Source organism: Lysinibacillus sp. IITD104 (assembly GCF_036698265.2).
Taxonomy (GTDB): Bacteria; Bacillota; Bacilli; order Bacillales_A; family Planococcaceae; genus Lysinibacillus; species Lysinibacillus boronitolerans.
Window position 1 is genome coordinate 2,170,607 of sequence record NZ_JBAHYH020000001.1, and the last position, 23,079, is coordinate 2,193,685.

A 23,079-nucleotide genomic window follows, 5' to 3' on the forward strand; every position below is an offset into this window, starting at 1 on the left:
TTATTTTAATGCATCATAAAATCATAGGCATTTTTCGCAAGTAATGTCATTGTCACGACAATAAATAGCGTACGGACAAAGCCACTTCCTTTTTTGATCGCCATGCGCGAGCCAAGCATAGCCCCACCAATTTGCGCAATGCCCATTACTAAACCATAAACATAATGTATTTGGCCTAAGTAAGCAAACATACAAACGCCAGCCACATTACTCGCCAAATTTAAAAACTTCGCATTACCAGCCGCCTTTAAAAAATCAAAGCCTACCAGTAGGAAGCTAAAGATTAAAAAGGAGCCTGTTCCAGGACCAAGAAATCCATCATAAAAACCAATAGCAAATAATAGCAGCATAAATAAAAATAAATGGGTTTTAGATAGATTTTTTACAGTAGCAACAGCGCCCCAATCCTTTTTAAAGATCGTATAAATCCCAACAGCTGCCAGCATAACAAGCATTAATGGCTTAAGTAATGCTGGATTGATTAGATGTACAGTCCATGCTCCACATAAGGATCCGATAAATGCTAGTGGAAAATATTTGAGGACAGAGCGAATGTCCAGCTGACCAGAACGATAGAAGGAAATCGAGGAAGTGAGCGAGCCCATAGCTCCTGCTAGTTTGTTCGTGGCAACAGCAGCGGCTGGATTGAGGCCGACAAATAGTAGGGCTGGTAGTGAAATTAACCCGCCCCCTCCCACGACTGAGTCAATAAAAGCCGCCAGAAATCCAAATGAAATTAACAGTATCAAAATATGTACATCGACTTCAAACAACATATTACACCTCTTTGAAATTAGTTACTACTGAAATAGTAACTAATTTTATTTGCGCTGTAAACCCTTATTTTTTCATTGGCAAATCTTCACAAAGGTAGCCTATAATAAAGATAATGGAGGGATTACATGGAGGAATTAATCACCCAGTTGAAAGAAATGGGTTTTACAGAATATGAAGCAAAGGCCTATACGGCACTTGTTCAGCAAAGTCATGTTAGCGCCTATCAGGTTAGTAAAAATTCTGGCATACCTCGTGCAAGAGTGTATGATATTTTAAATAACCTTGTAGAAAAGGGTATCGTGTTAAAAGAAGAGACTGCAGAACAAACAACCTATTCGGCGATGCCTGTGTCTGTATTCTTACAGCAAATGCAACAGCGCTGGGAGTCGAATTTTACGTCAATAAGCGGGAAATTAGAAAAACTAGAGGAAAAAGTGCAGGAAGCTGAGCCTAAAGTGGTCATGCTAAAGGGCAAGGAATCCATTATCAACTATTGTCAGTCACTTCTAAAGAAGGCGAAGAAAAAAGTGATGCTGTCGATGTGGGAAGATATGTATGATGCCTTACGTGGAGATTTGCAAGAGGTGGCGCTGCATGTTCCTGTTCATGGCATTACCTTGTATGTAGGAGAACATCTAGCCTCGATTGACCAGCATAGAGCCACACATTATACAAAAAAAGCGTCTACACCGCATTGGTTTATCCTATCGGTAGATGGTCAGGAAATGATTTATGGTCATTCTCCATCTACGCAAGAGACGGCCTTTATCACCAATGATCCCGTTCATATTTATTTGTTAGAGGATTATATATGGCATGATGTGCTCATCAATCGATTAGTAAAACGTGATGATCAGGAGTTAGAAGACTGGATTGCTAAGGAGCGTAAAGCTTTTTTCTTAGAATAGGGAAGGGGAGTAACTTGAAAAAATTCGTGTTGCTAGGTTTAATGAGCTTACTAATGCTAGGAGCCTGTAATGCTACACCACCTACCGATCCACCAACGATTCATGAGCTAACTGTTGTCCCAGACATTGTCCAAAAGAATATTGTAGCTACTGATCGAATTCAATTATTGCATGAAAATGATACACCATATTATCTCGTTTATTATTCAAAGGGAAATGTATTGGCAGATATTACGGCTGAGGGAAATAGGCTTATCATCCAGTTAGAAGAAGGCAGCGAGCAAAGGAAAGAGGCACATCCCTATGTTTTTCAAATCACCGTCAAGAATCCTGAGCTGGATACCATTGATTTGCGAATAAACGGTCACAGTACACCGATTGATCGTATGACCATTATGTGATAAAAGAAACCGAAATCCCTCGATGAGATTTCGGTTTCTTTGCGTGATGTCTAATAAAAGACCTTGTCTACGTTATATTTAGAGCGGAAAGTATTAATCGCATATGTTTCGTAAATTTCACGTTCCATTGGATCTTCCACTTCATAGACTTCAATTTTGAACACTTCATCACGATGGTTTTTCATCGGAGATACATTATCCTCGAAATGTTTTTTAATACGTTGACGAATTTTACGTGCTTTCCCAACAAACAATAGCTCATTCTTGTCATTATAGAATAAGAAAATGCCGCCTTTATCACGTGTAATTTTATGGAAGTCAATAAAACCGAAGTAAGGTGTGATTGGCACATCACCTGGTTTTAAATCTTGTTCACGTTGACGGATTACTAGATCTGGTTTTGGAAATTCAATTTTAATCAAACTATTCACGTTCCTCTCTCTTACTAAAAGTATATGGTAACATAATTACGGCATGTTTACCATAAATTTTAAATGTAGAAACACCACATATAGCAAGCTTAGTGTACATCAAATGAGCAAGGAACATGCACATGAATCACAAAATATTCTATGAATTATTGATATTCTAACTAGTTCGTGTTACAATTCAAGATAATTAAATAATCTTATCAAGAGAAGCCCAATAAAAACTTTTAAAATTTCGGTAATGACATGGGTTCAGCACACTTGTTAAGATGTGGAGTAAAATACATTATATTTGTTATCAATAATACACTTCTTATTGTCTATTAATTTAGATGAAAAGGGGTGTATTTTTTTATGCTTTTAAAGTTTGCGTTCGATGATTTTATTGCTGATAGACGATTTAATAATACAAGTGAATCAAATATCAAAAGTTATAAATACATGATTAAACCTTTCATTGACTATTGCATTGAAGAAGGGGCAGTTAATGTTGAGGACGTAACAAGAAGTCATTTCAAGAATTATTTAATAATGGCACAGAAACAAAATAGGAAACCCAATACAATCAACACTATTATTTTGCGTGGTAAAGCGTTCTTTAATTATTGCGTTGAAGAGGGGTATATCACTGAAAATATTGCGAAGAAGATAAAAACTCAAAAAGTAGATTTGAAGATTGATACTTTTACGGATCAACAAATTAATCAAATGTTAGCGTATTATCGTTCTCAACGAAAGAGACATCAATCATATAGTAGTTACCGCAACTATCTAATTATTTTAGTATTACTTGGTACTGGGATTAGAAGAAAAGAATTGATTATGTTGAAGTGGGATGATGTGGATTTTACAAATCAAACATTTCAAGTACATGGAAAAAGCAGAAAATACGAAACAGTATTTTTAACAGATAAATTGACTAGAGAGTTACTAGCATTCAAGACGTTTTCATCTAATTTTTTAAAAAATGAAAGTGAGTATGTATTTGTTACTAATAAAAATGAAGCATTCACAATTAATACGATTGATTATGTGTTCCGTGAATTAAAAGAGAAGATGAATTTTAAGGATACTAGAGTTTCGCCACACACTTTTAGGCACACTTTTTGTAGAAATCTTGTCCAATCAAATGTAAACAGTTTTACCATAATGAAATTAATGCGCCATGAAAATATAGTAACGACACAACGTTATGTAAATTTATGGGGCAGTCACTTGAAAAAGGAGAATGATAAGCACAATCCGTTAAATAATTTTGATTTTTAAGCATTAGAAAAGGGAGGATGCGCTAACATCTTCCCTTAACTAAATATTACTACACTAAAATGCTTGGTAGCGATAGTGTATTACTGGGGTTCATTATATCGAAAAAAATTCGATGATGCAACTCTTATTAAGTAATGCCTTTTTAGTGAAGTACGTCTTGGTTGCCCACTAACAGGACGTTAAATAAAACATGGTCAGGTTTGTCGTACCGATGCAAAAAAGCGACTAGGATACTGCACAACTCTTTTCTTGTTTAGAGTGTATCTAAAATAGTGAGAGCGACTATTAACGGCTAGGGGGATTACAGGCATGTTACGGCATGGGTAATCATAATCACGCTAGAATCAATTGCAAATAGCACATAATGGACTGTAATGTTATGAGATTATGAAAAGTGAAAACTTTCTACAAAACAAGACGATACAGAAACCTCAGACACGACATGACGGTGTAATCGGTAGTTACTTATTATCTATTACTCTAATTTGAGTTTTTAGATAGTAGGTAACAACTTTGCAAATATTTCCTAGAGCATCAGCCATTCTGGTGTAATGGGGGTTCAGTTGTCAAGCTAAATCGTTACATGGATTACTATTTTACTCTATCAAAGCTATAACACGCTCTATTCAGCTTAAAACACGCTTATACGATGCATTTGGAATATAAATAATATTAATTATGCCAAGGCATAGCAGACAAGGGTGTAAAAATTGTTTACTACCTTCTCTTTATCGTCTGTGTTACGCAGTGTCCCAGAGCAGGTCACGTTTAAAGTGAGTCACTCTGTGTGGCTGAGAGCAACACTATCAGGTTACTCAATTAGTAAGTCCATGAAAAGGACTGAGAAGGACTAGCTATTTGCTAATCCTCATTTTAATTGGATAACCGTGTAAATAAAAAAAAAGAACTATTACGATTTGTAATAGTTAAGAATGACTTTTTTTCCTCACCGTCTACCAAACGAAAGAAGAATAGTCGTCGAAAGTAAGTCGGAGGGGATTTATCCCCCTTCCATATTGATAATATAGTATCACGATCCATTTCTTTATGCAATGTAAAGGGGCATGTAAATTCGTGTACCTTTTATAGTTGCTTAATTGGTATGTCTAACTGTGACAAATACCCCTGCGATAGTATCGCTATGGTTAACAGACATAATTTCTGAATTGTTACTTCAGGTTCCACTCAGGAATCAAATTACCGATGATGGGTAATTAGCTTTAAAGTATTAAAAGGGACTAAGCAGTGTGAATATTGTGGAATTAGGATTGAAGTGGTAAATAATAAAGTTAAGTATTGTGATGATTGTGCAAAAACTATAAAAAACAATCAAAATAAAGCATATTATCATTTAGGAAAATAGAAACACTACAAACCATTGATACACCAACAATGTATTCATATTTGAATAAGCATGAAGTGTTGTAAATAGCGTCATATCAACGTTTATAAGCACTTTTCAAGAATATTTGTTAAAGGAATAAAAAACATCCATTTTTGCACGAAAATCTCGGCAAAATTACCGTTAAACGTTGATATAACAATATTCTTAGTGTCACCTATAGGAAGGGTTAAAACGTTCGAAATAGAAACGTTCTTAACCGTTGATGCACCAATAACATACTCATATTTGAAAGAGTACAATGTCATGCAAACAGCGTCATATCAACGTTTGTTAGCGTTTTTCAAGAATTGTCTACAAAGGAACAAAAAACGTCATTTTTGCATGAAAACCTTCGCAAAAGTATCTGCAAACGTTGATATATTAGCATTTCGAGAGTTCCCTATAGGAAGGGTTAAAAAATTAAGAACACTTAGAACTTATTTATCACAGTGGATACAAGTTGAACATTTGTCAAATCTAAAAAGTAGACAAGCTAACAAACGCTTAAACCTTACTCGCTCTAAGTGTTCGAGATTATGCGTCTAATTACATATATGAAGAAAACGAAGTGTGAAGTAGTTGTATGGTATTTATCACAGTGGATACAAGTTATAAAAATCAAGCACTCTAAACCATTGATACATCAACAACTAAGTCAGATTTGAAAAACTGCATTACCTTACAAATGGCTTCGTATCAACGTTTATAAGCACTTTTCAAGAATATTTGTTAAAGGAACAAAAAGAATACAGAAATAAATAATGTGTATATTCAGAAGTGTAGCGCAATCGTTACTCTCCCAACGGTTTCAAGAGTCGATGACAAATCGTATATATGAAAGAAAGAATAAAATACACAAAATAAGTTATATTATTATTTAGGAAAGTTGATTAATTATCAAAAGCATAAAGATAAATACAACAATCAAAAACTAGCTAGCAAATTAAGCTAACTCTTATTTATCACGGTGGATACAGGTAGAAATAATAAGTATTGTTATGAATGTTCATATAATAAAAGATTAATCACACATAAGAAATATAACAAAAAAAGATAACGACATTTTAGAATTCATATAAATATTGATATATCAACGATTGTGAGATGTTGAGTCCAAATAGATATATGATAGAGAGTATAAAATAAAGCACTTGATCTTATAGATTGAGTGTTTTTATTATGCTTTTAATTGTCTAAGCCATTTGGCAATTTCCTTTAATTTAGAGGGTAGATTAATTTCTACTCTCTATTTTTTTTTAAGCAAATATTTAACTTAAAATTTAATTCATACGAATTGATTTAAGCGTGTTTAGCATTAAAATGATAAATACTATTAGATTATATTTAAAACGTCTGTACGATTACGTTAGCTATCTTAAAATGTATGCTAGTGTGATTTTACATATAAAAAATAACAGAAAGTAGGTAATTTAATGCCAGAGGAACAAACAAAAGTAATTGAGCAAGTTGCGGAAGTCGAAAAAGTAGATGCTCAAAAAAGAGCAGAAGTTGAAAAACTGGAGGAAACAGAATCCCTCGAAGAACGAGTTGCTAAGATGCAAGCAGAAAATCAAAAGTTGCAAGAGGAAGTAGAAGTAATGCAGGAGCAAGCAGAAAAGAATAATCTTATTGCAACATTAAATGCGGAAGGATTATCTCATTTTGTCGGTTTATTTGATTTAACAACTACAGAGGAACGTGTAGCATTCCTTAAAAATGCAGTTAACTCTATTTTAGTAGCCAATGCATACCAACCTAAGCAACAAGCCAAGCAAGAGGCATACGAGCAAGCTATTAACGATGGTGATGTTAATTCAGCAATTAAATTTAAATTATCAAAGTTTTTCGGTAAATGATGACTGGGGATATTAATTCTCTAGTCATTTTTTAATACAAAAAAACTATAACAAACAGAAAGTAGGAATTTAATAATGATTACAAGTCAAAACGGATTTACAGCAACAGAAAGTATTTCGCTAAGCAAGGAATTAGCATTACTAGGAGTACAAGACACACCATTCTCATCCTTACTGCTATCAAAAGGTGTAGAGAAAGCCATGTCTACGGTACACACTTGGAAGGAAAAAACACTTGCTACAGATGGTGAAACAGATGCTGTTGAAGGTGCTGATACAGTTACTTTCCAACAATCTTCAAAACGAGAAATTTCCAACCATCTTCAAATTTTTAAACGTGGTGTAAGTATTTCTGATACTGCAACATCAATGCAAAATGGTAAGTTTAGTGAAGAGGTAAGCGATCGCCTTTTAGAATTAAAACAGAAATTAGAATCTGTACTAATTAATGGACTTAAAAAAGACGGTTCTAAAACACCATTTATTCGTCAAATGAGTGGCTTAATTGAGTTTGCAGATAATACTAATGCTAAATCTAATACAGACGTTGAAGCATTAATTAAAGACGGTATGCGTCAACTTTGGAACAACAAATTAACGTCAGGTACATACTATGCATTTGTTAATGCAGATGTAAAAGACAAAATTGACGCTATTTACAAAGATAAGTATTCATACACACACAAAGAAACGAATTTCGGATTATTAGTTGAGTCGATCAATACGAATTTTGGAACAGTTAACGTTGTATTAAGTCGTGATATTCCAACAGATAAGATTGTTCTATTCAACGATGCATACGTGAATATGGCTGATTTACGTCCTGTAACGTTTACACCATTAGCAAAAACTGGAGATAGTACTAAAGGTCACATTGTGTGTGAGTCAACTTTGGTTGTACGCAGTCCTAAAGCAGTAGCAGTTTTAACAGTTGAACAATAATTAAATACATAACTAATTGAGGTTTCCCCACTTCGGGGATTCCTCTTTTTTATTAATTTGAGGATATATAGGGGGAGCAATAAGGATGTCAAAGGATGATTTATATGTAATGCGTAAACGTAAAAAAATTAAATTAAAAGATTTATCAGCACATATGGGTATTAGTATCAGTTTACTAAGTCGATACGAAAACAATCTATACCACTTTACAGAACGTAATCAAAAAATGTATGAGGACTACATTATTAACAAAAAATTAAACTAAAAAATTTAAACGAAAGTGAGTTGAAAAGGTTGGTTATTAATTTAAACTACTTCTCCTTGATTCCGCTCTAATGTTTTTAAAGGATTTTTACAATAAAAATAATAGAAAGTTAAAAAAACAATCAATAAATTGTTAATTTAACTGCAATGTATATTGTATTTAATACTAGATATACGTTGCTTTGAGGATATAAGGAGGAGATTTAATGATGATGAAACAAGAAGTAGAGGTGGTTGTTATTAACACAATCGCTATTAAATGGATAAAATTATTAAGGATATGTTCCCTGCATGGGTTAATCAAAAACAACAAGGACACTACACAATATATGGCAATGATGTAGATAGTGCCTACAGCAATACAATTATACATAATTTATTTGGATATACGGCTAATGCTTATGTAGACCGCAAAGGTTTTTACATTGCAGATAAGTCAATTAAGCAATACATAGGAATTGATTTAGCGGTCATAAGTAAAGATATGAAAACTTGGGATAATCATGTGACAATGCTTGACAATAATAGTCATGTTAACCCGAACAGTGCAAATATAAATAGTATCTTACAAATTACTCATGATAGCTACTTTAAAAAGTGTGCATTAAGTACAGCATTACAAATGATTGCCTATTATGATTTACCACTACCATCAACAATTGAAGGAAAACGAGCATTACTTGCTATTGATGGAGCACATGCAGGGTTCTATAGTAAGAAGTTTAAAAATACATACATAAGTTACATGAAAATGCTTGGATTAGATGAGTTATTAGATGTATTGGATCAATCTAAAGAAAGTGAATTCAAAACGGCTTTACCATGTGAAGGGTTAATATTTAAGGATGGTAGGGTTTCATTTCCAAGTATTGAACATCAAGAAGAAGTAGAGAAGCTACTTGAAACAAAGTTATACATACCGCAACAAGAATTTAAATTATCAGTTAAGTTTCATAATCACTATTTGGATAAAAGTAGATACAAACAACTTAAAACTGATATTACACGTACCAAAGCAGTATTCAGTATTGCAGCATTAAATAAAAATAAAATAAGTTTCAGTGAGATGACAAAAATAGTTTCATGACTGTCAGATTGAATAAAATACTATTATTATTATTATTAGAATACAAAATGTAAACAAGAAAGGGAAATTATAACATGAATAAATTAAACGATAAAAACTTTTATTATTGCTATGACGCAAAGATGTCTAGGTATTTATCAGAAAATAATATCAATTACATTGTAAAGGCTAAATCATTAAAAGATGGTCGTATATTTACTATGTATCAACGAAATAAAGAGTTTTACGATGTGCTACACGATTATTCATTAATTACAAAAGCACAATAAATTTGAATACATAAGGCATGATTCAAATTTGAGTTGTGCCTTTCTATATAAAATACATAAAAAAGAAGGTAACTAAGAGATGGGATTAAAAGAAAACTTACAACAGTACAATTTATCAGTAGCAATGCCAACTGAATTATTTAAGCAACTATTGCAGATGAAAGAAGATGGGGAATTAAAGTCAGTGCATATCGGATTTACATACAGTTATATCTATCTACAAACATACATGTACCGTTATTCAACTTATAGCACATATGTACCAAATGGTAAAGAAATCAAAGAATTACTTACATATACACCATCTAATAAAGCAGTTGATTACATAATTAAAAAGAACGGCTTACTTGAGCAAAAGGATATTCTTACAACTACAAATAATTTCCCTGTAATTAATGAAATGGAAGATGATGATTTTGGCAATCGAGTACCAAAAATCACAACAATTTATGAGTTTTGTAATGAATGTCAGCATGAGACAGTGGATGAGTGGAGAAAACAAATGAAGATCACTCGTGCAACAAAATGTAAATATCCTGTATTCGGATTTGAACGTGAATATGATGATGGATATGTAGAAGGTACATTCTTTGATATTTCAGATACAACTCTAATTGACATGAATACTTTCTTATTCTGTATGTCTACAGATGATATTGGAGTAAACGGATTTTATGTATATGCCTATTTATTAGATAAAAGTAATAAATTTAATAATGATTTTAAAGCTACACATAAACGTATTGCTAAAGAAACAGGATTATCTGAAAAGACTATACAACGTGTAATGGATGCATTACGATCCCATAATTTAATCACTACAGTGCATAATATGGAATATTTCAGTTTTGCTATTAGTAAGGATAACCGTAAGGCATCTACTCATAAAGTTAATAATAGTGCTGACTTTTCAGCCGACAAGATTGAATATGAGAAATTAAAATTTGTATCAAATAAGGTACATGAAAAGAAGATGGATGAAAAATTCACATATGGTAAAGTTGAAATTAATATTGAGGATTTACCATTTTAATAATCTATTTTTCTAAAAACGGTATTTTTGACTATATATATAATATATATAATATATATAATTTTTATACTTATATTTAATAATTAATATATAAATAAATGGTATATATATTATATATAAGGTCAATTTTACCGTTTTTAGAAATTTAATTTATAGGGTGCGTCAAATTTGAGGCAGGGTCGTAATAATATTATTATCCCTGTGATGGACATTTTTGTCTAAAAGCCAACTGACGAACTTCGGTAGTTGGGAACAAACTGGAGGTAGAGATGTTTTATTCTAAAACCATACAATTTGACTGTAATTATAATATACAATTACATAATTATATTTAATTTTACTATTAGATTTATAATAATTATAAATAATTTAGAGTTAAATATTTAATGAGAAAATAAATTATAATTATAGTCAAAACGTATGGTTTTAGAAATATAGATTGTTATATAGACAATTTTGTCGATTAGTTATCTTTCTCAAGTATAACAAAATTCGATATGTACTGAGTGGCAGAGCGAAATTGGGTAGTCAAATTTGAAGCTTCCCCTCAAATTTAAGGGGAAGGTTAGCGATAGTATCACTAGGGTTATCCATGATGGATAATCTTTTTTAATTAAGGAGGAAATTAAACATGAATATATATGAAGCATTAAACAAGTTGACATGGAAGAAAAAAGAGTATTTCTTATGGAAGCATAATTTACATGTATTGCGTACAGAGCCATTGTCAGAAGAAGAAATATGCAATAAGATCAAATCTAAAAGTTTATCTTACATGAAGAAGTGGGAGAAAACAGAGCAATATCACAACTTAGTCAATATTATGATTGAGTCACAAGCAGGTAAAGATTTAGAGGATATTTACGCTATTGTAAAGGAAAAAGCATTGACAGGTGATGAAAAGTCCATAAAGTTATTGTTAGATTTACAGAAACAAGTACAGGCATATAACAAGCAAGTAAACAAAGGGAAGCATTCCAATAATACATATGATGATTTGGAGTTAGATTAAGATGGATGCAAAGATAAAAAAAGTTTTTGATAGTTTCCCATTGTTTGCAAAGAATTTTATATACATAACAGATAATAACAATGATGTAGTTAAATTTGAATTGAATGATGCTCAGATAGAGATTGAAGAATTAATGCTGCGGAACAGATTTATTATTGTAGGTAAAGCAAGGCAATCTGGTATTTCTACATTCACATTAGGTCGTGCATTATGGAGAGCATTAACCAAAGAAAATGAAAATATATTAATCGTTTCATATAAATTAGATAGTGCAAAGGCTTTATTCGAGAAGTTGAAACAGATGAACGATTACATACCTAGAGATAGGTATCCTGACTTGTTCGCAAAGGTTAAAAGGGACAATCGAGATGAACTTGTATTCTCAAACGGCTCTAAAATCAAATCAGTAACAGCAGGTAATAAAGACGTTGGTCGAGGATCAACATATACATATATTCACCTTTCAGAATATGCCTTCTATGGCAATCAAGAAAAGCAATTATTGAGCGTAGAGCAGTCACTTGCAAAAGGTAGTGAGAGTCAATTAACAATTGAAACAACGTCTAATGGTACAGGAAATCATTTCTATCGTCTATACATGCAAGCCATGAAGAATAAATCTAAGTATGTTGCCTATTTTGTACCTTTCTATCACAAATTATACGCTAAACAATTTGCACATGATTATATGGAAGCTGTTGAATGGTATAAGGCTAATAATAATGGTGAAAAGTTAACTGAAAATGACTTAGATGAGGAAGAACAAGCATTACATAAGTTAGGTGCTACACTTACTCAATTGACATGGCGAAGATGGAAGATGTTAGACCTTGATTCAGAGAGTGACTTTTATCAGGAGTATCCTTCCAATCCATTAGAGTCATTTATTTCTACAGGTAATAGCGTATTCAATCAAACTAAGGTATTAAACCGATTATCCTATGCAAAAGAGCCAATTAATAAAAATGAAGTACGCTCACAGTTACCTGAGACGATTCGACAATGGGCAAGTAAGGGAATTGTATTGTTCGATTACCCTAAAGTAGGCAAAAAATATTACTTTGGAGTAGATACAGCCAGTGGATCAGGTGGAAATAATGACTCATCTACAGTTATTGGCTTTGACGATGATGGACAACAAGTATTAACCTTTCAATCAAATAAAATAAGTGTATATGAATTTGCGGAGTTGATTGACGTTTTAGGACGTTGGTATAACTACGCTTTTTTAGTTGTCGAGAGAAATAGTTATGGCTTACCTGTAATTGAACGTCTACGCAAAGAATGTGGATATGAAAATATGTATAAGCAAAAAATGTTTGATGAGAGAGGTAAGAAGAAACTTCAACTAGGTTGGACTACTACTCAATCAAATAAAGCAATTTTCATTTCTGACTTTAAAGAGCAATTTGAGAAGGGCTTAATCAATATTGAATGTAAGCAACTTTTACAACAGATGCAGATGTTTGTTGAGAATAATGGGAAGTTAGGTAATAAGCGAGGAAATACTGAAAAGAATCACGATGATTTAGTTATTGCTGCAGCATTATCTATTCAAGGTATGAAAGCAAGTAAATGGTATGTGTAGATATAGGAAAGGAAGGATATAAATGAATCTTGAGCAATATGTAAATGCAAAATATAAAGGGAAGAGTACATGGTTTGTTGATGAAACGACTACATATGAAAATCAGAGCCGTATACTGAATGTATCAGGTATTCGAGATTATTTGGATGGAAAGCATGAAATATTAAAACGTCCAAATTATAAATATAACGGTGAGAATGTAGAGCCAAGACGTATTGTAATTCAGTTGGCTAAGACCATTTTAAACTTTAAGGCACAATATTTACTTAAAAATCCTGTCAATTTGATAGGTGATGAAACAATGGTTAAAGAGTTTAATAAGGTAAATAAACTAGGTAGATTTGATGATGTAAATGTACAAATTCTTTTAAATCTCCTTAAATTTGGTGAAGTATCAGAGTACTTATATATTGATGGTAATGGTCGTATCCAATCAAAATTAATTGCTGCTGATAATGGTATTCCAGTGTATAACAATTACAATGAAATGATAGCATTTATAGAGCATTATACCTTTGATGGAATCACTTATTATAATTTATATAATGATGTTAGTGTGCAGGAATGGTCTAATGAAGGTGGAAAGATTACTAAGGTTGGGGAAAGTCCAAGTTTGAGTGGTCTACCTATACATTATAAAACTTTGCATGAGTTAAGTGATAGGATTGGTAAATCAGAATTAGATGACTATCAAAATATTTTAGATAATATGGAGGATGTGCTTAGTAAGTATATTGATAGTATGTATAAGTTTATTAATCCAATTCCAGTCGTAACAGGTCAACAATTAACTAATACACCTATTCCGTCTGAGATTGTAGGTACAGGATTAACATTGGATGATGGTAGTGATTTCAAACTTGTAAATGGATCATTAGATAGTAAGTCATTTGATTTAGTATATAAGACGCTAATGCAAACCTTACTTGATGTATCGTCAACTCCTGCTGTAAGTATGAATAAAACAGATATCTCGAATTTGTCTGAGGTAAGTATCAAACTTTTATTTAGTTTAGCGGATACACAAGCAGGAGTGAACGAAACTTACTTAAGAGAAGGCTTCTATCAAAGATGGGAGAAGGTACAGCGTTTATTGAAATATAAAGGTATACATATTACAGATGATGAGATGATTTCGCTTGAGTTTAATTTTGTATACAATACTCCAAGTAACCATAAGGAAATCCTAGATAATATGAAAACACAATTCGATATGAATGCTATATCATTAGAGACGATTATTGAACAGTCACCATATGTCAATGATACATTGAGAGAGATGAGTCGTTTAAAAGGTGTAGAGTATGATGTACATAATAGTAATGATACAGTTGGTACAGTTTAGTTATAAATGAATAACACAGAATAACATAGAAGCGTAGTGTAGAAAAGTGGGAAATAGGTGTGTACGAGTTGAGTTAAAATGTAGTAGTGTCAAGGGAATATGCTTTATAGTTGATATGCTACATTTCTCACACCCTGTTATATATGGTACGCCCCCCCACTACACTACCAATTATATTAATAGTGAAGGATGATAGATAATTATGACAATAGAACAGTTATCACAAGTAGCATTGTCCCCAGCAGTTTGGGCTATGTGCTGCATTGTATTAGTCGGCTTCATTCTTAAAAGAGTGTATGAACAGAACGATAAGCAAGAAGATAGATTAACTACTTTGCATGATGAATATAGAGCAGAATCTAAGGAACGTGAGAATAAGTTAATGGAGCATCTATCCGAATCAAATAAGATACAGGAACAAACTTCTAAATCATTATTACAAGTGGAGAAGTCATTAGTTTCATTAGAACAAGGATTAAATTCATTAGATGATCGAGTAACTAATATTGAAAGAAATAGTAAGTAAACGTTTATATTTATTCATCAATATACAATAGAGGTAACGACTACATCACCGTTAAATATAACTATGGAGAAGTAGTGTGAATGCAGTGGTATCAAGGGTTTGTGGTGTGAAAATTAGTTTTAGTTTACATAAGATAGGTTATGGGCAGTTATTGATATATCAACGTTTGTGGGGTGTTTATATATGAGTCGTACAAATTGATTATTTATGCAGTATAAAACAGTGTATAAAATGTTGAATAATGAAAGGATGAGAGCATGAATATTACAAACTTACAGCGATTAAAGATGGACATAAATGGTATTGAATTAGATGATACACAACTTACCGTATACCTTGCAGAAAACGGACTACAAGCGACTGCACAATATAATACAGATGATACGTCTAACTTGAAAGGTATCTATGCTACTGCTCTATCAGTGTTAGAAGGACTGGCTAACAACCCTACAATGATGAAGGCTATTAAACTTGATGATATGACGGTCAGTGAGTTCAGTGACAACATAATGAAACGTATAGACCAACTAGACAATAAGATTAGACAGATTAAAGTAAATAATACTAATAGTAGTACATTCCTTTTATACAATTGAGAGGTGATTAAATGAAATTATTTGATGATAAATTAATTAAAGATACGATAAAAGCTATCCAATCACCATACCAATTTAATATTTTTGAGAAAAATCCATTTACGATCAATGCAGTAATTAGTAACGCTACATTTTCACCTAACTCTACGTTTCATATTCATTCATTAGACGTTTTTAATTGCGGGGACTATACAACTATCAATAATCCTAATAACGTGTATATGGTTACGTCAGACGTTTTAACAATGCGTGGTGGTAAATACAAGGCAACCTTAGAGTATTGCAACTATTCAATTGTAGAATGGAAAACAGAAAAAGTTTTAATAGGCAAAGATTCTTTAGGTAGACCTGTATATGAAGAACAACAAGTAAAAGTTGGGGAGATACCATGTATTTTACGATATAAAGACATGACGTATACAACCAATGATAGCATTAATCTAACTAAACCTATTTATCAGATTACAGTTAGGGACAGTGACGCAAGCCGTAAAAATTTTAAATTGAATGAAAATACATATGGCGATGTAAAAATTTATGATACAACCTATCGTATTATTGACGTAGATTACAGTAAAAAGGGAATTATCAATATCCGATTAGAAAAACGTTGACAAATGCACGATACCCCAAATTGTTTATTTCGCTTGCTACCTTATCATATTTCACACGCCCATAAAAATAGTTGTTCCCTTATACCTCTTTTATTAGTAATATGTAACTAAAATAGATAATATGGGGTGTTAGATTAAATGTGGCCATTAATATTATTGGTAATTTTAATAATTTTATTTATTATATGGTATATCACAATATTTTCTAAGGGGAAAAATGAAGTTAAAGAGATAGAAAATAATATAAGAATGACGCTTGATGAAGTTGGTATAAAAGATGATGCTTACTGGTCAAGTCGTGATTTATTAGTTGATAGGATGGTACTTTCAATTAATGAAATTACAGAAGAAGTAATCATTGTGAAAATACCTAAATTATCGAAAGAGTACAGGCAACCTGATGTACAAAAAATAAAATTTCAAGAAATTATAGAGGTAAAAGTTATTTCTAACTCTAATACAGTAACGTCAACGTCTAGGGTATCACAGGTAGGCGGTGCATTAGTTGGTGGCGTATTAGCGGGTGGTGTTGGTGCATTAATAGGTGGATTGAGTGGACAAACAAAGTCTAAAGAAACTATTAAGGATATAAAACTTGAAATTGTGGTAAATAATATTTCAAATCCTATTATTGAAGTTCCGTTTTATGAGACAAAAATATCTGAATTAAAATCAGGAACACCGAAGTATGAGCAAATTATCAAAGAAATTAATCTTTGGTATAGGAAGTTTACAGTGATATTACACAAACAATCTACACTAAAATGATTAGGTTGTTTATTTAATAAAATTGATTGATTTTGATATTTATAGGCGTTACTATTAAATGGATAATGTGCTTAATTTTCACTGTTTCAACTTCTTTCCTTTTTGTGGAATAGAAATGAAATGACTACAGTATTTTGCTGTAGTCTTTTTTTCTTTCATGAAATAAATATCCTTTTTTTACTTAAATTAAAAATTTTAACTTAATTTATTTATATACACTTCTTTTTTTCAGAAGTATGAGTTATAATGAAGATTACATAGATTTTATAAGAAGTGGAATAAACAAATAGGCAAATGTAATACTCCCATACTAAAACTAGTTAGATTCATACAATATTTCATAATTACGGCATGTTTACCATAAATTTTAAATGTAGAAACACCACATATAGCAAGCTTAGTGTACATCAAATGAGCAAGGAACATGCACATGAATCACAAAATATTCTATGAATTATTGATATTCTAACTAGTTCGTGTTACAATTCAAGATAATTAAATAATCTTATCAAGAGAAGCTGAGGGATTTGGCCCGATGACGCTTCAGCAACCTCTAACAATTGTTAGAAAGGTGCTAATTCCAGCAAAGGATTTTTTCCTTTGAGAGATAAGAGTGGACGTGAAAAAATCCTTCTCATTCTATCTCGTATGGAATGAGGAGGATTTTTTAATTTCGTTGCATTCTACGCAAGCAAGGTTTGCTAAAAGAGAGTGATTATAGAGAGGGGAAAGCAAGATGCCAATTAATATTCCGAAAAATTTACCAGCTGGAGAACATTTACGTGAGGAAAAAATCTTCGTCATGGAAGAGGATCGTGCGAAAACACAGCAAATCCGTCCATTAAATATATTAATTTTAAATTTAATGCCTGAAAAAGAAAAAACAGAGCTCCAATTACTACGTTTATTAGGAAATACACCATTACAGGTGAATATTACCTTTTTAAATACGGCCACACATGAGTCGAAAAATGTGAGTAAATCCCATTTGCAGCTATTTTACACAACGTTTAACCAGATTCGTCATCGACGCTATGATGGTATGATAATTACTGGTGCGCCAGTAGAGAAAATGGCTTTTGAAGAGGTTAACTATTGGCAGGAAATTTCAGAAATTATGGATTGGTCTAAAAAGAATGTGACATCCGTGCTACATATTTGTTGGGGGGCACAGGCTGCATTGTATCACCATTATGGCATTGGGAAGGTCGAGCTTTCTGCTAAATGCTCAGGCGTCTACTCCCATGTGATTACAGATTTAACAGTGGATTTGGTACGAGGCTTTAGTGATTTATTTACTGCGCCGCACTCTCGCTATACATCTGTTTCGATTGACGAGGTTCGCAATCATCCCGATCTACGACTATTATCTTACTCAGAGGATGCAGGGGTATTTATTGTACAATCAAAAGATAATAAAAATATTATGATTACGGGGCATCTAGAGTATGATGCGACAACACTAGCCGATGAATACAGTCGCGATGTGGCGAAGGGCATAGATATCGCCGTTCCTGTAAACTACTTCCCGAATGACGATCCAACACAAGTGCCGATGAATACATGGCGTGCCCATACCCATTTATTATTCTCTAACTGGTTGAACTACTATGTTTACCAAGAAACACCATATGAATGGGATTTTGTAGATGAAATCGAATATCATATTTAATTAATAAAAAGTCTAATTTCTTTTCTAGCGTAGAAGAAATTAGACTTTTTGATTGTCATTTTTTGTTTCCTGCTGAGGTGTTTCATTATTTTGAGCCTTGGACTTGCGGTTTCGAATGACTGCTACAATCAGCAAAAGTATAGGTAATAAAATGGTGAAAATAAAGGAAAAGATTGGCCAAATTTCATTATTATAATTAGTGGAATGCACAATATCTGGATGTACTATTTGGGAAAGTCCAATGACAATGATACCCATCGGTAAAATAAGTGGACGATGATCCTTGATTTTCAAAATTTGTGCAAGGCCCACAACGGTCGTATAGAAGTACATAAATGTACGAATATAAATGGAAGATATCCACATAAATGCCATGATAATTTCAATACGCTGCAAAAAGTTCCCTATAGATATTCTTTGCGCTAAGGCATAGCTAGGAAATGTTCTAGCCGCAGTATTTTCAGGCCCTAGTACAAGAATTGATAGGACAATCAACGTAATTAAGACGACTCCGCCAAGGATGGTCCCGATATATAGCCCTTTCTGCGAAGCTTGTTGTACATTGACGCTAGCAGGATATAGCATCAATAGCACAAGTAAAGGAAAGGAAAAGATACTCATAAAGCGTGTAATACTATAAAGCATAGATGTTTTCGTTGCTTCTAGCAGTGGCTGAATATTCTCAAATGTAATTTGAGGGCTAATACTAATGATGAAAAAAATAAATATAAAAATAAACATTGGAAAAAGAATTTCTGCCGAACGGGCAAAGGTCTCAATCCCTAAATAAGCGGCATACATAATAATGTTACTGAACAGTAGGGCAAATGCTAATGTCGGTGTCTCTGGCATAACTTCCGTTTTCATGAAAATACCGATAAAATAGAGTAATTCTCCAGCAGAAAGAAAGGTCATAATCAGGAAACAAATCGCTGTGATTTTCCCAAAAAAACGCCCGAGAATTTTTTCGTTGGCCTCGATAAAATTTAGGGACGGTGTTTGATTGGCAAGTGTTAAAAATAATTTTACAAGCAATAAACTAAGCAGAACACCAATGCTTGCCGCAATCCAGGCATCTTGCTTAGCAGCACCAGTAATACTCGAAGGGATAATTAAAATCGCTGTACCGATAGAATAGAGGAAGGTAACGATTGTAAACTGTCTAGAACTAATGATCTCTTTTTCCATCTAGCTACCCTCCGTTTCAAATTCCATTCATCTATTTTGTAAATGAAACAATGTAATCTCTAATAGGTGTAAAGATAAAGGTGATCAAATCTAAAGGGCTCGGTATATGGACTTTCAGGGCAATGCCCATATTTAAAGCAGTTCCAATGAGTAGTAAAATGGTGAATACGACAACGGCTCTTCTATCCTGTTGCTTTTTTAACTTTGGAATAAAAATAAGTGCAACAATGATTGCGATAATCAGGAAAGCTACGGCTAGCACCATTCCATTACTCCTCCTTTGGCTTGCTTAATAATGAATTTTGCAACGTGCCCAAACCTTGTGTTGTTACCTTCACGTGAACAGCCACTGCTAAATCTGGAAAAATGGAAGTCCACTCATCCTTGATTTTTTTCCATTGCTTTGGATTTGCACGATGTAGGGCATCACCAAAACCAAAGACATCGACTTCATATTGCTGTTGGATTTTCTCTAATGTTTTTTCAACGCGTTCATCGATACCTTGGGCTGTTTTTTTATTAACATAATCAATCGATTTATTTTTGGTAAGATCGATATCACATTCGACCTCTCCAACATTCTGCTCTACATTAATATGAACATCAATTTTGGGTTTCCCGTTTTTAAAGGACCCTTTCACTTTTGTAGTGGATTGAGTGATTTCAGTAGATAAGGTCCCTTTATTAGGACAGGCGATGATTTCAATCGTACTTTGAATTTTGTCATTAAGAAAACTAATACTTTTGCTTTCGCTCTCTGTCAATAGCCCCATATATTTATCACCTTTAAAGACTGCTAATCCCGCATATTGTAACAGCACAGGTGTTTTAACACGTTGTACATTTGTTTGATCTACCCCTAATTTCTTATCGCCATGAATTTCAATAGCAGAAATTAACGCCCCTTTCTGCTTATTGCTTAGCGTATTGACTAATTCATCAATATTAACAGCTATTGTGGAGCCCCAAGCTTTTTCAGAGACATCGAGAGAATTTAACAATTTATTAGCAGGAACCTTTTCGATGGGTGTAAGTACATTTAACACTTCTTTCGCGGTTGCTTCGTGAGACATGATAACGTCGAAATCCTTACGAAATTCATGGTCCCTTACAATTAAATCAAGTGCATCACTAATTCCTTCTTCGGCAAGGTCCTCCCCAAGCACAACCACTTGGAGGTGGGCAAAATAGGGTTTTCGAGCAGCGATGGTCGTCATTTTGCGAATGGCCTCAAAGATAGTCTCGCCTCTCGAATGATAGCTAACGACAGGAGAGCGTTGAGTGGAAGCTTGGCGCATTGAAATTTCACCAGGATCGACAATTTGAACTGTAATTTCATAGTCCTCATCTATTTTGTCAATGCCCAATGCTACGACAATGGCCAATTCATTTAATTCACGCTTACTCCAGCAGCCACTTAACAGTATTGTGAGGATACATAGTAAGCAAATCCAGTTTAATTTTGCCATATTCCATTCCTCATTTATCCAGTTGTTATTTTCTGTTTTTTACATTGATATAGTTATGTCCTCTAACAATATTTTTTTGATTGACTAAACGAGGTCGTGTAAGTAATTTTCTACGCGGGAACAGCACAAAGGCATCCTTCTGATCCTGTAATACCAAAGGTGCAAATGGACTTAAATATGGTACACCAAATGAACGAATGCTACATAAATGGAGAATAATCACCATAATGCCAAACATTACACCGAATAAACCAAACATTGCAGCCAAAATCATTAATGGGAAACGTAGCACACGAATCGTATTCGATAAGCCATAGGCAGGGAATAGGAAGCTACAAATCGCCGTTAGGGCCACAATAATTACCATTACAGCGGAGACAACGCCCGCATCAACAGCAGCTTGCCCAATAACTAAAGTTCCTACAATGGACACCGCAGGCCCGATTGTTCTTGGCATCCGTAATCCAGCTTCCCTTAGTACCTCAAAGGCTATTTCCATAATGAGGGCCTCAACAACAGCAGGGAAGGGTACACCTTCTCTTTGCGATGCAATACTAATTAACATGGGTGTTGGAAGCATTTCTTGGTGAAAGGTAGTAATCGCCACATACAAGGATGGTGCTACTAACGCTAGACTGATACCAAAGAAACGCAGGATACGTATAAGCGAGCTAATCATCCAATGCTGATAATAATCTTCTGCTGATTGTAAAAAGGATGTAAATAGCGCTGGTACGACTAAGACAAAAGGTGTGCCGTCAACGAGAATCGCCACTTTGCCATCTAATAATTCACCAGCGATAACATCAGGACGTTCAGAGTTGTAGACGGTTGGAAACATCGAGTTTTTTGAGTCCTGAATAAAATCCTCAATATAGCCGCTTTCCAGTATGCCATCGATATTAATACGATCTAATCGAGCCAATACTTCAGCTACAATTTTGTCACTCGCTATACCGTTTATATACATTACTGCTACGTCCGTTTGCGTCACATCCCCGATAACACGTGACTTTATCCAGAGATTCGGACTTTTTATTTTGCGACGGATAAGCGCAGTATTGGTCCTTATTGTTTCGGTAAAGGATTCCCTCGGTCCGCGAATAACGGATTCAGTCGATGGCTCTGTGACAGCTCGATCCTTGGCACTTCTTGTACTTGTCACAATCCCCTCAGCGAAGCCATCCAATAAAATAACCGTTTCACCATTGAGAATGGCACTGTAGAGTGTTGTGAAATGCTCAATATTCGTCACATCGCCTACCGTTAAATAGGAATTCCGAACATATTGGTTAATTGTCGTTATTTCAATATCTTGTTCTTCTTCAATATTTGCCATCAGTTTATCGATAACAGAATCAGAAATAGTCGTTTTATCCGATAAGCCATCAATGGAAATAATGGCAAGACTATGTGGTTCAGCTTCTCCAATCCTAATTTCACGTATAATAATATCATTACTATGCCCTAGTGACTGTTGAATGATTTTGATATTTTTAGATAGGGAAGTATACAATAAATCGTTCTGGGATGGGGAGGTCTCGGCATTGTTATACATGGACATGTGTGTTTTCCTCCTCAAATGGTCGTTCATTACCTATAGAGTGGACAATTTATTGGAGAGATAAACGAAAAGGTAATGAAAAATCTAGCTATTTGTGGCAAAATTACATCCCTTTTGTTTTG

At 33.6% G+C, this 23,079-nt stretch carries 23 protein-coding genes and 1 riboswitch; of the genes, 17 read left to right on the plus strand and 6 right to left on the minus strand.

The window, feature by feature from the left end:
• Window positions 1-5: 5 nt before the first annotated feature.
• Window positions 6-776 carry a TSUP family transporter gene (locus V1L66_RS11025; RefSeq protein ID WP_036079292.1) on the minus strand — a complete coding sequence of 257 codons (771 nt, stop codon included), beginning with the start codon at window positions 774-776 and terminating at the stop codon, window positions 6-8.
• Window positions 777-902: 126 nt separating this feature from the next.
• Between V1L66_RS11025 and V1L66_RS11030 the strand changes: the two genes are divergently transcribed.
• Both V1L66_RS11030 and V1L66_RS11035 read left to right on the plus strand, forming a co-directional pair.
• Window positions 903-1,685, plus strand: a complete 783-nt coding sequence (locus V1L66_RS11030) for a TrmB family transcriptional regulator (protein ID WP_036079291.1) — start codon at window positions 903-905, stop codon at window positions 1,683-1,685.
• A 14-nt stretch (window positions 1,686-1,699) separates the two neighbouring features.
• Window positions 1,700-2,086 (plus strand): hypothetical protein, encoded by a 387-nt coding sequence (locus V1L66_RS11035; protein ID WP_333004266.1) that lies wholly within the window; start codon window positions 1,700-1,702, stop codon window positions 2,084-2,086.
• A 50-nt stretch (window positions 2,087-2,136) separates the two neighbouring features.
• Here V1L66_RS11035 and V1L66_RS11040 read toward each other — a convergent pair whose 3' ends face one another.
• Window positions 2,137-2,508 carry a nucleotide excision repair endonuclease gene (locus tag V1L66_RS11040; RefSeq protein WP_004227912.1) on the minus strand — a complete coding sequence of 124 codons (372 nt, stop codon included), beginning with the start codon at window positions 2,506-2,508 and terminating at the stop codon, window positions 2,137-2,139.
• A gap of 360 nt (window positions 2,509-2,868) precedes the next feature.
• Here V1L66_RS11040 and V1L66_RS11045 point away from each other — a divergent pair, with 360 nt between their 5' ends.
• From V1L66_RS11045 to metA, 15 genes are all read left to right on the plus strand, one after another.
• On the plus strand, window positions 2,869-3,780 hold the full coding sequence (locus tag V1L66_RS11045) for a tyrosine-type recombinase/integrase (RefSeq protein WP_333004268.1): 912 nt from the start codon (window positions 2,869-2,871) through the stop codon (window positions 3,778-3,780).
• 2,817 nt (window positions 3,781-6,597) lie between these two features.
• Window positions 6,598-7,020, plus strand: a complete 423-nt coding sequence (locus V1L66_RS11050) for a hypothetical protein (protein ID WP_333004270.1) — start codon at window positions 6,598-6,600, stop codon at window positions 7,018-7,020.
• Window positions 7,021-7,095: 75 nt separating this feature from the next.
• Window positions 7,096-7,962 carry a DUF5309 family protein gene (locus V1L66_RS11055; protein ID WP_333004271.1) on the plus strand — a complete coding sequence of 289 codons (867 nt, stop codon included), beginning with the start codon at window positions 7,096-7,098 and terminating at the stop codon, window positions 7,960-7,962.
• Between the two features lie 85 nt (window positions 7,963-8,047).
• Window positions 8,048-8,227 carry a helix-turn-helix transcriptional regulator gene (locus tag V1L66_RS11060; protein ID WP_333004273.1) on the plus strand — a complete coding sequence of 60 codons (180 nt, stop codon included), beginning with the start codon at window positions 8,048-8,050 and terminating at the stop codon, window positions 8,225-8,227.
• 258 nt (window positions 8,228-8,485) lie between these two features.
• Window positions 8,486-9,313 carry a hypothetical protein gene (locus V1L66_RS11065; RefSeq protein ID WP_333004277.1) on the plus strand — a complete coding sequence of 276 codons (828 nt, stop codon included), beginning with the start codon at window positions 8,486-8,488 and terminating at the stop codon, window positions 9,311-9,313.
• 122 nt (window positions 9,314-9,435) lie between these two features.
• Window positions 9,436-9,582 (plus strand): hypothetical protein, encoded by a 147-nt coding sequence (locus V1L66_RS11070; RefSeq protein WP_333004281.1) that lies wholly within the window; start codon window positions 9,436-9,438, stop codon window positions 9,580-9,582.
• A gap of 79 nt (window positions 9,583-9,661) precedes the next feature.
• Complete coding sequence (locus V1L66_RS11075) at window positions 9,662-10,615, plus strand: replication/maintenance protein RepL (protein ID WP_333004284.1); 954 nt, start codon at window positions 9,662-9,664, stop codon at window positions 10,613-10,615.
• Between the two features lie 631 nt (window positions 10,616-11,246).
• A complete protein-coding gene (locus V1L66_RS11080) occupies window positions 11,247-11,627 on the plus strand; it encodes a hypothetical protein (protein WP_333004286.1) in 381 nt (126 codons plus the stop codon).
• Window position 11,628: 1 nt separating this feature from the next.
• A complete protein-coding gene (locus V1L66_RS11085; RefSeq protein WP_333004289.1) occupies window positions 11,629-13,215 on the plus strand; it encodes a terminase large subunit domain-containing protein in 1,587 nt (528 codons plus the stop codon).
• A gap of 22 nt (window positions 13,216-13,237) precedes the next feature.
• Window positions 13,238-14,560, plus strand: a complete 1,323-nt coding sequence (locus V1L66_RS11090) for a phage portal protein (protein WP_333004292.1) — start codon at window positions 13,238-13,240, stop codon at window positions 14,558-14,560.
• A 202-nt stretch (window positions 14,561-14,762) separates the two neighbouring features.
• Window positions 14,763-15,086 (plus strand): hypothetical protein, encoded by a 324-nt coding sequence (locus V1L66_RS11095; RefSeq protein WP_333004295.1) that lies wholly within the window; start codon window positions 14,763-14,765, stop codon window positions 15,084-15,086.
• A 257-nt stretch (window positions 15,087-15,343) separates the two neighbouring features.
• Entirely contained in the window at window positions 15,344-15,682 is a 339-nt protein-coding gene (locus V1L66_RS11100) for a hypothetical protein (protein WP_333004298.1), read from the plus strand.
• Between the two features lie 11 nt (window positions 15,683-15,693).
• Window positions 15,694-16,296, plus strand: coding sequence for a hypothetical protein (locus V1L66_RS11105; RefSeq protein ID WP_333004301.1), 603 nt, complete (start codon window positions 15,694-15,696; stop codon window positions 16,294-16,296).
• A gap of 138 nt (window positions 16,297-16,434) precedes the next feature.
• On the plus strand, window positions 16,435-17,064 hold the full coding sequence (locus V1L66_RS11110; RefSeq protein ID WP_333004303.1) for a hypothetical protein: 630 nt from the start codon (window positions 16,435-16,437) through the stop codon (window positions 17,062-17,064).
• Window positions 17,065-17,566: 502 nt separating this feature from the next.
• Window positions 17,567-17,678: riboswitch (SAM riboswitch) on the plus strand.
• 122 nt (window positions 17,679-17,800) lie between these two features.
• The gene (gene metA / locus V1L66_RS11115) at window positions 17,801-18,736 is read left to right on the plus strand and encodes a homoserine O-succinyltransferase (protein ID WP_004227915.1); all 936 of its coding nucleotides are present in this window, start codon (window positions 17,801-17,803) and stop codon (window positions 18,734-18,736) included.
• A 39-nt stretch (window positions 18,737-18,775) separates the two neighbouring features.
• Here the strand turns inward: metA and V1L66_RS11120 are convergent, their stop codons facing one another.
• From V1L66_RS11120 to V1L66_RS11135, 4 genes are read right to left on the minus strand one after another with little or no spacing between them, the layout of a single operon-like run.
• The gene (locus tag V1L66_RS11120) at window positions 18,776-19,924 is read right to left on the minus strand and encodes an endospore germination permease (protein WP_333004309.1); all 1,149 of its coding nucleotides are present in this window, start codon (window positions 19,922-19,924) and stop codon (window positions 18,776-18,778) included.
• Window positions 19,925-19,955: 31 nt separating this feature from the next.
• A complete protein-coding gene (locus V1L66_RS11125; protein WP_312125288.1) occupies window positions 19,956-20,189 on the minus strand; it encodes a hypothetical protein in 234 nt (77 codons plus the stop codon).
• Window positions 20,190-20,193: 4 nt separating this feature from the next.
• Window positions 20,194-21,393, minus strand: a complete 1,200-nt coding sequence (locus V1L66_RS11130; RefSeq protein WP_016993906.1) for a Ger(x)C family spore germination protein — start codon at window positions 21,391-21,393, stop codon at window positions 20,194-20,196.
• A gap of 25 nt (window positions 21,394-21,418) precedes the next feature.
• A complete protein-coding gene (locus V1L66_RS11135) occupies window positions 21,419-22,957 on the minus strand; it encodes a spore germination protein (protein WP_016993905.1) in 1,539 nt (512 codons plus the stop codon).
• Window positions 22,958-23,079 lie beyond the last annotated feature (122 nt).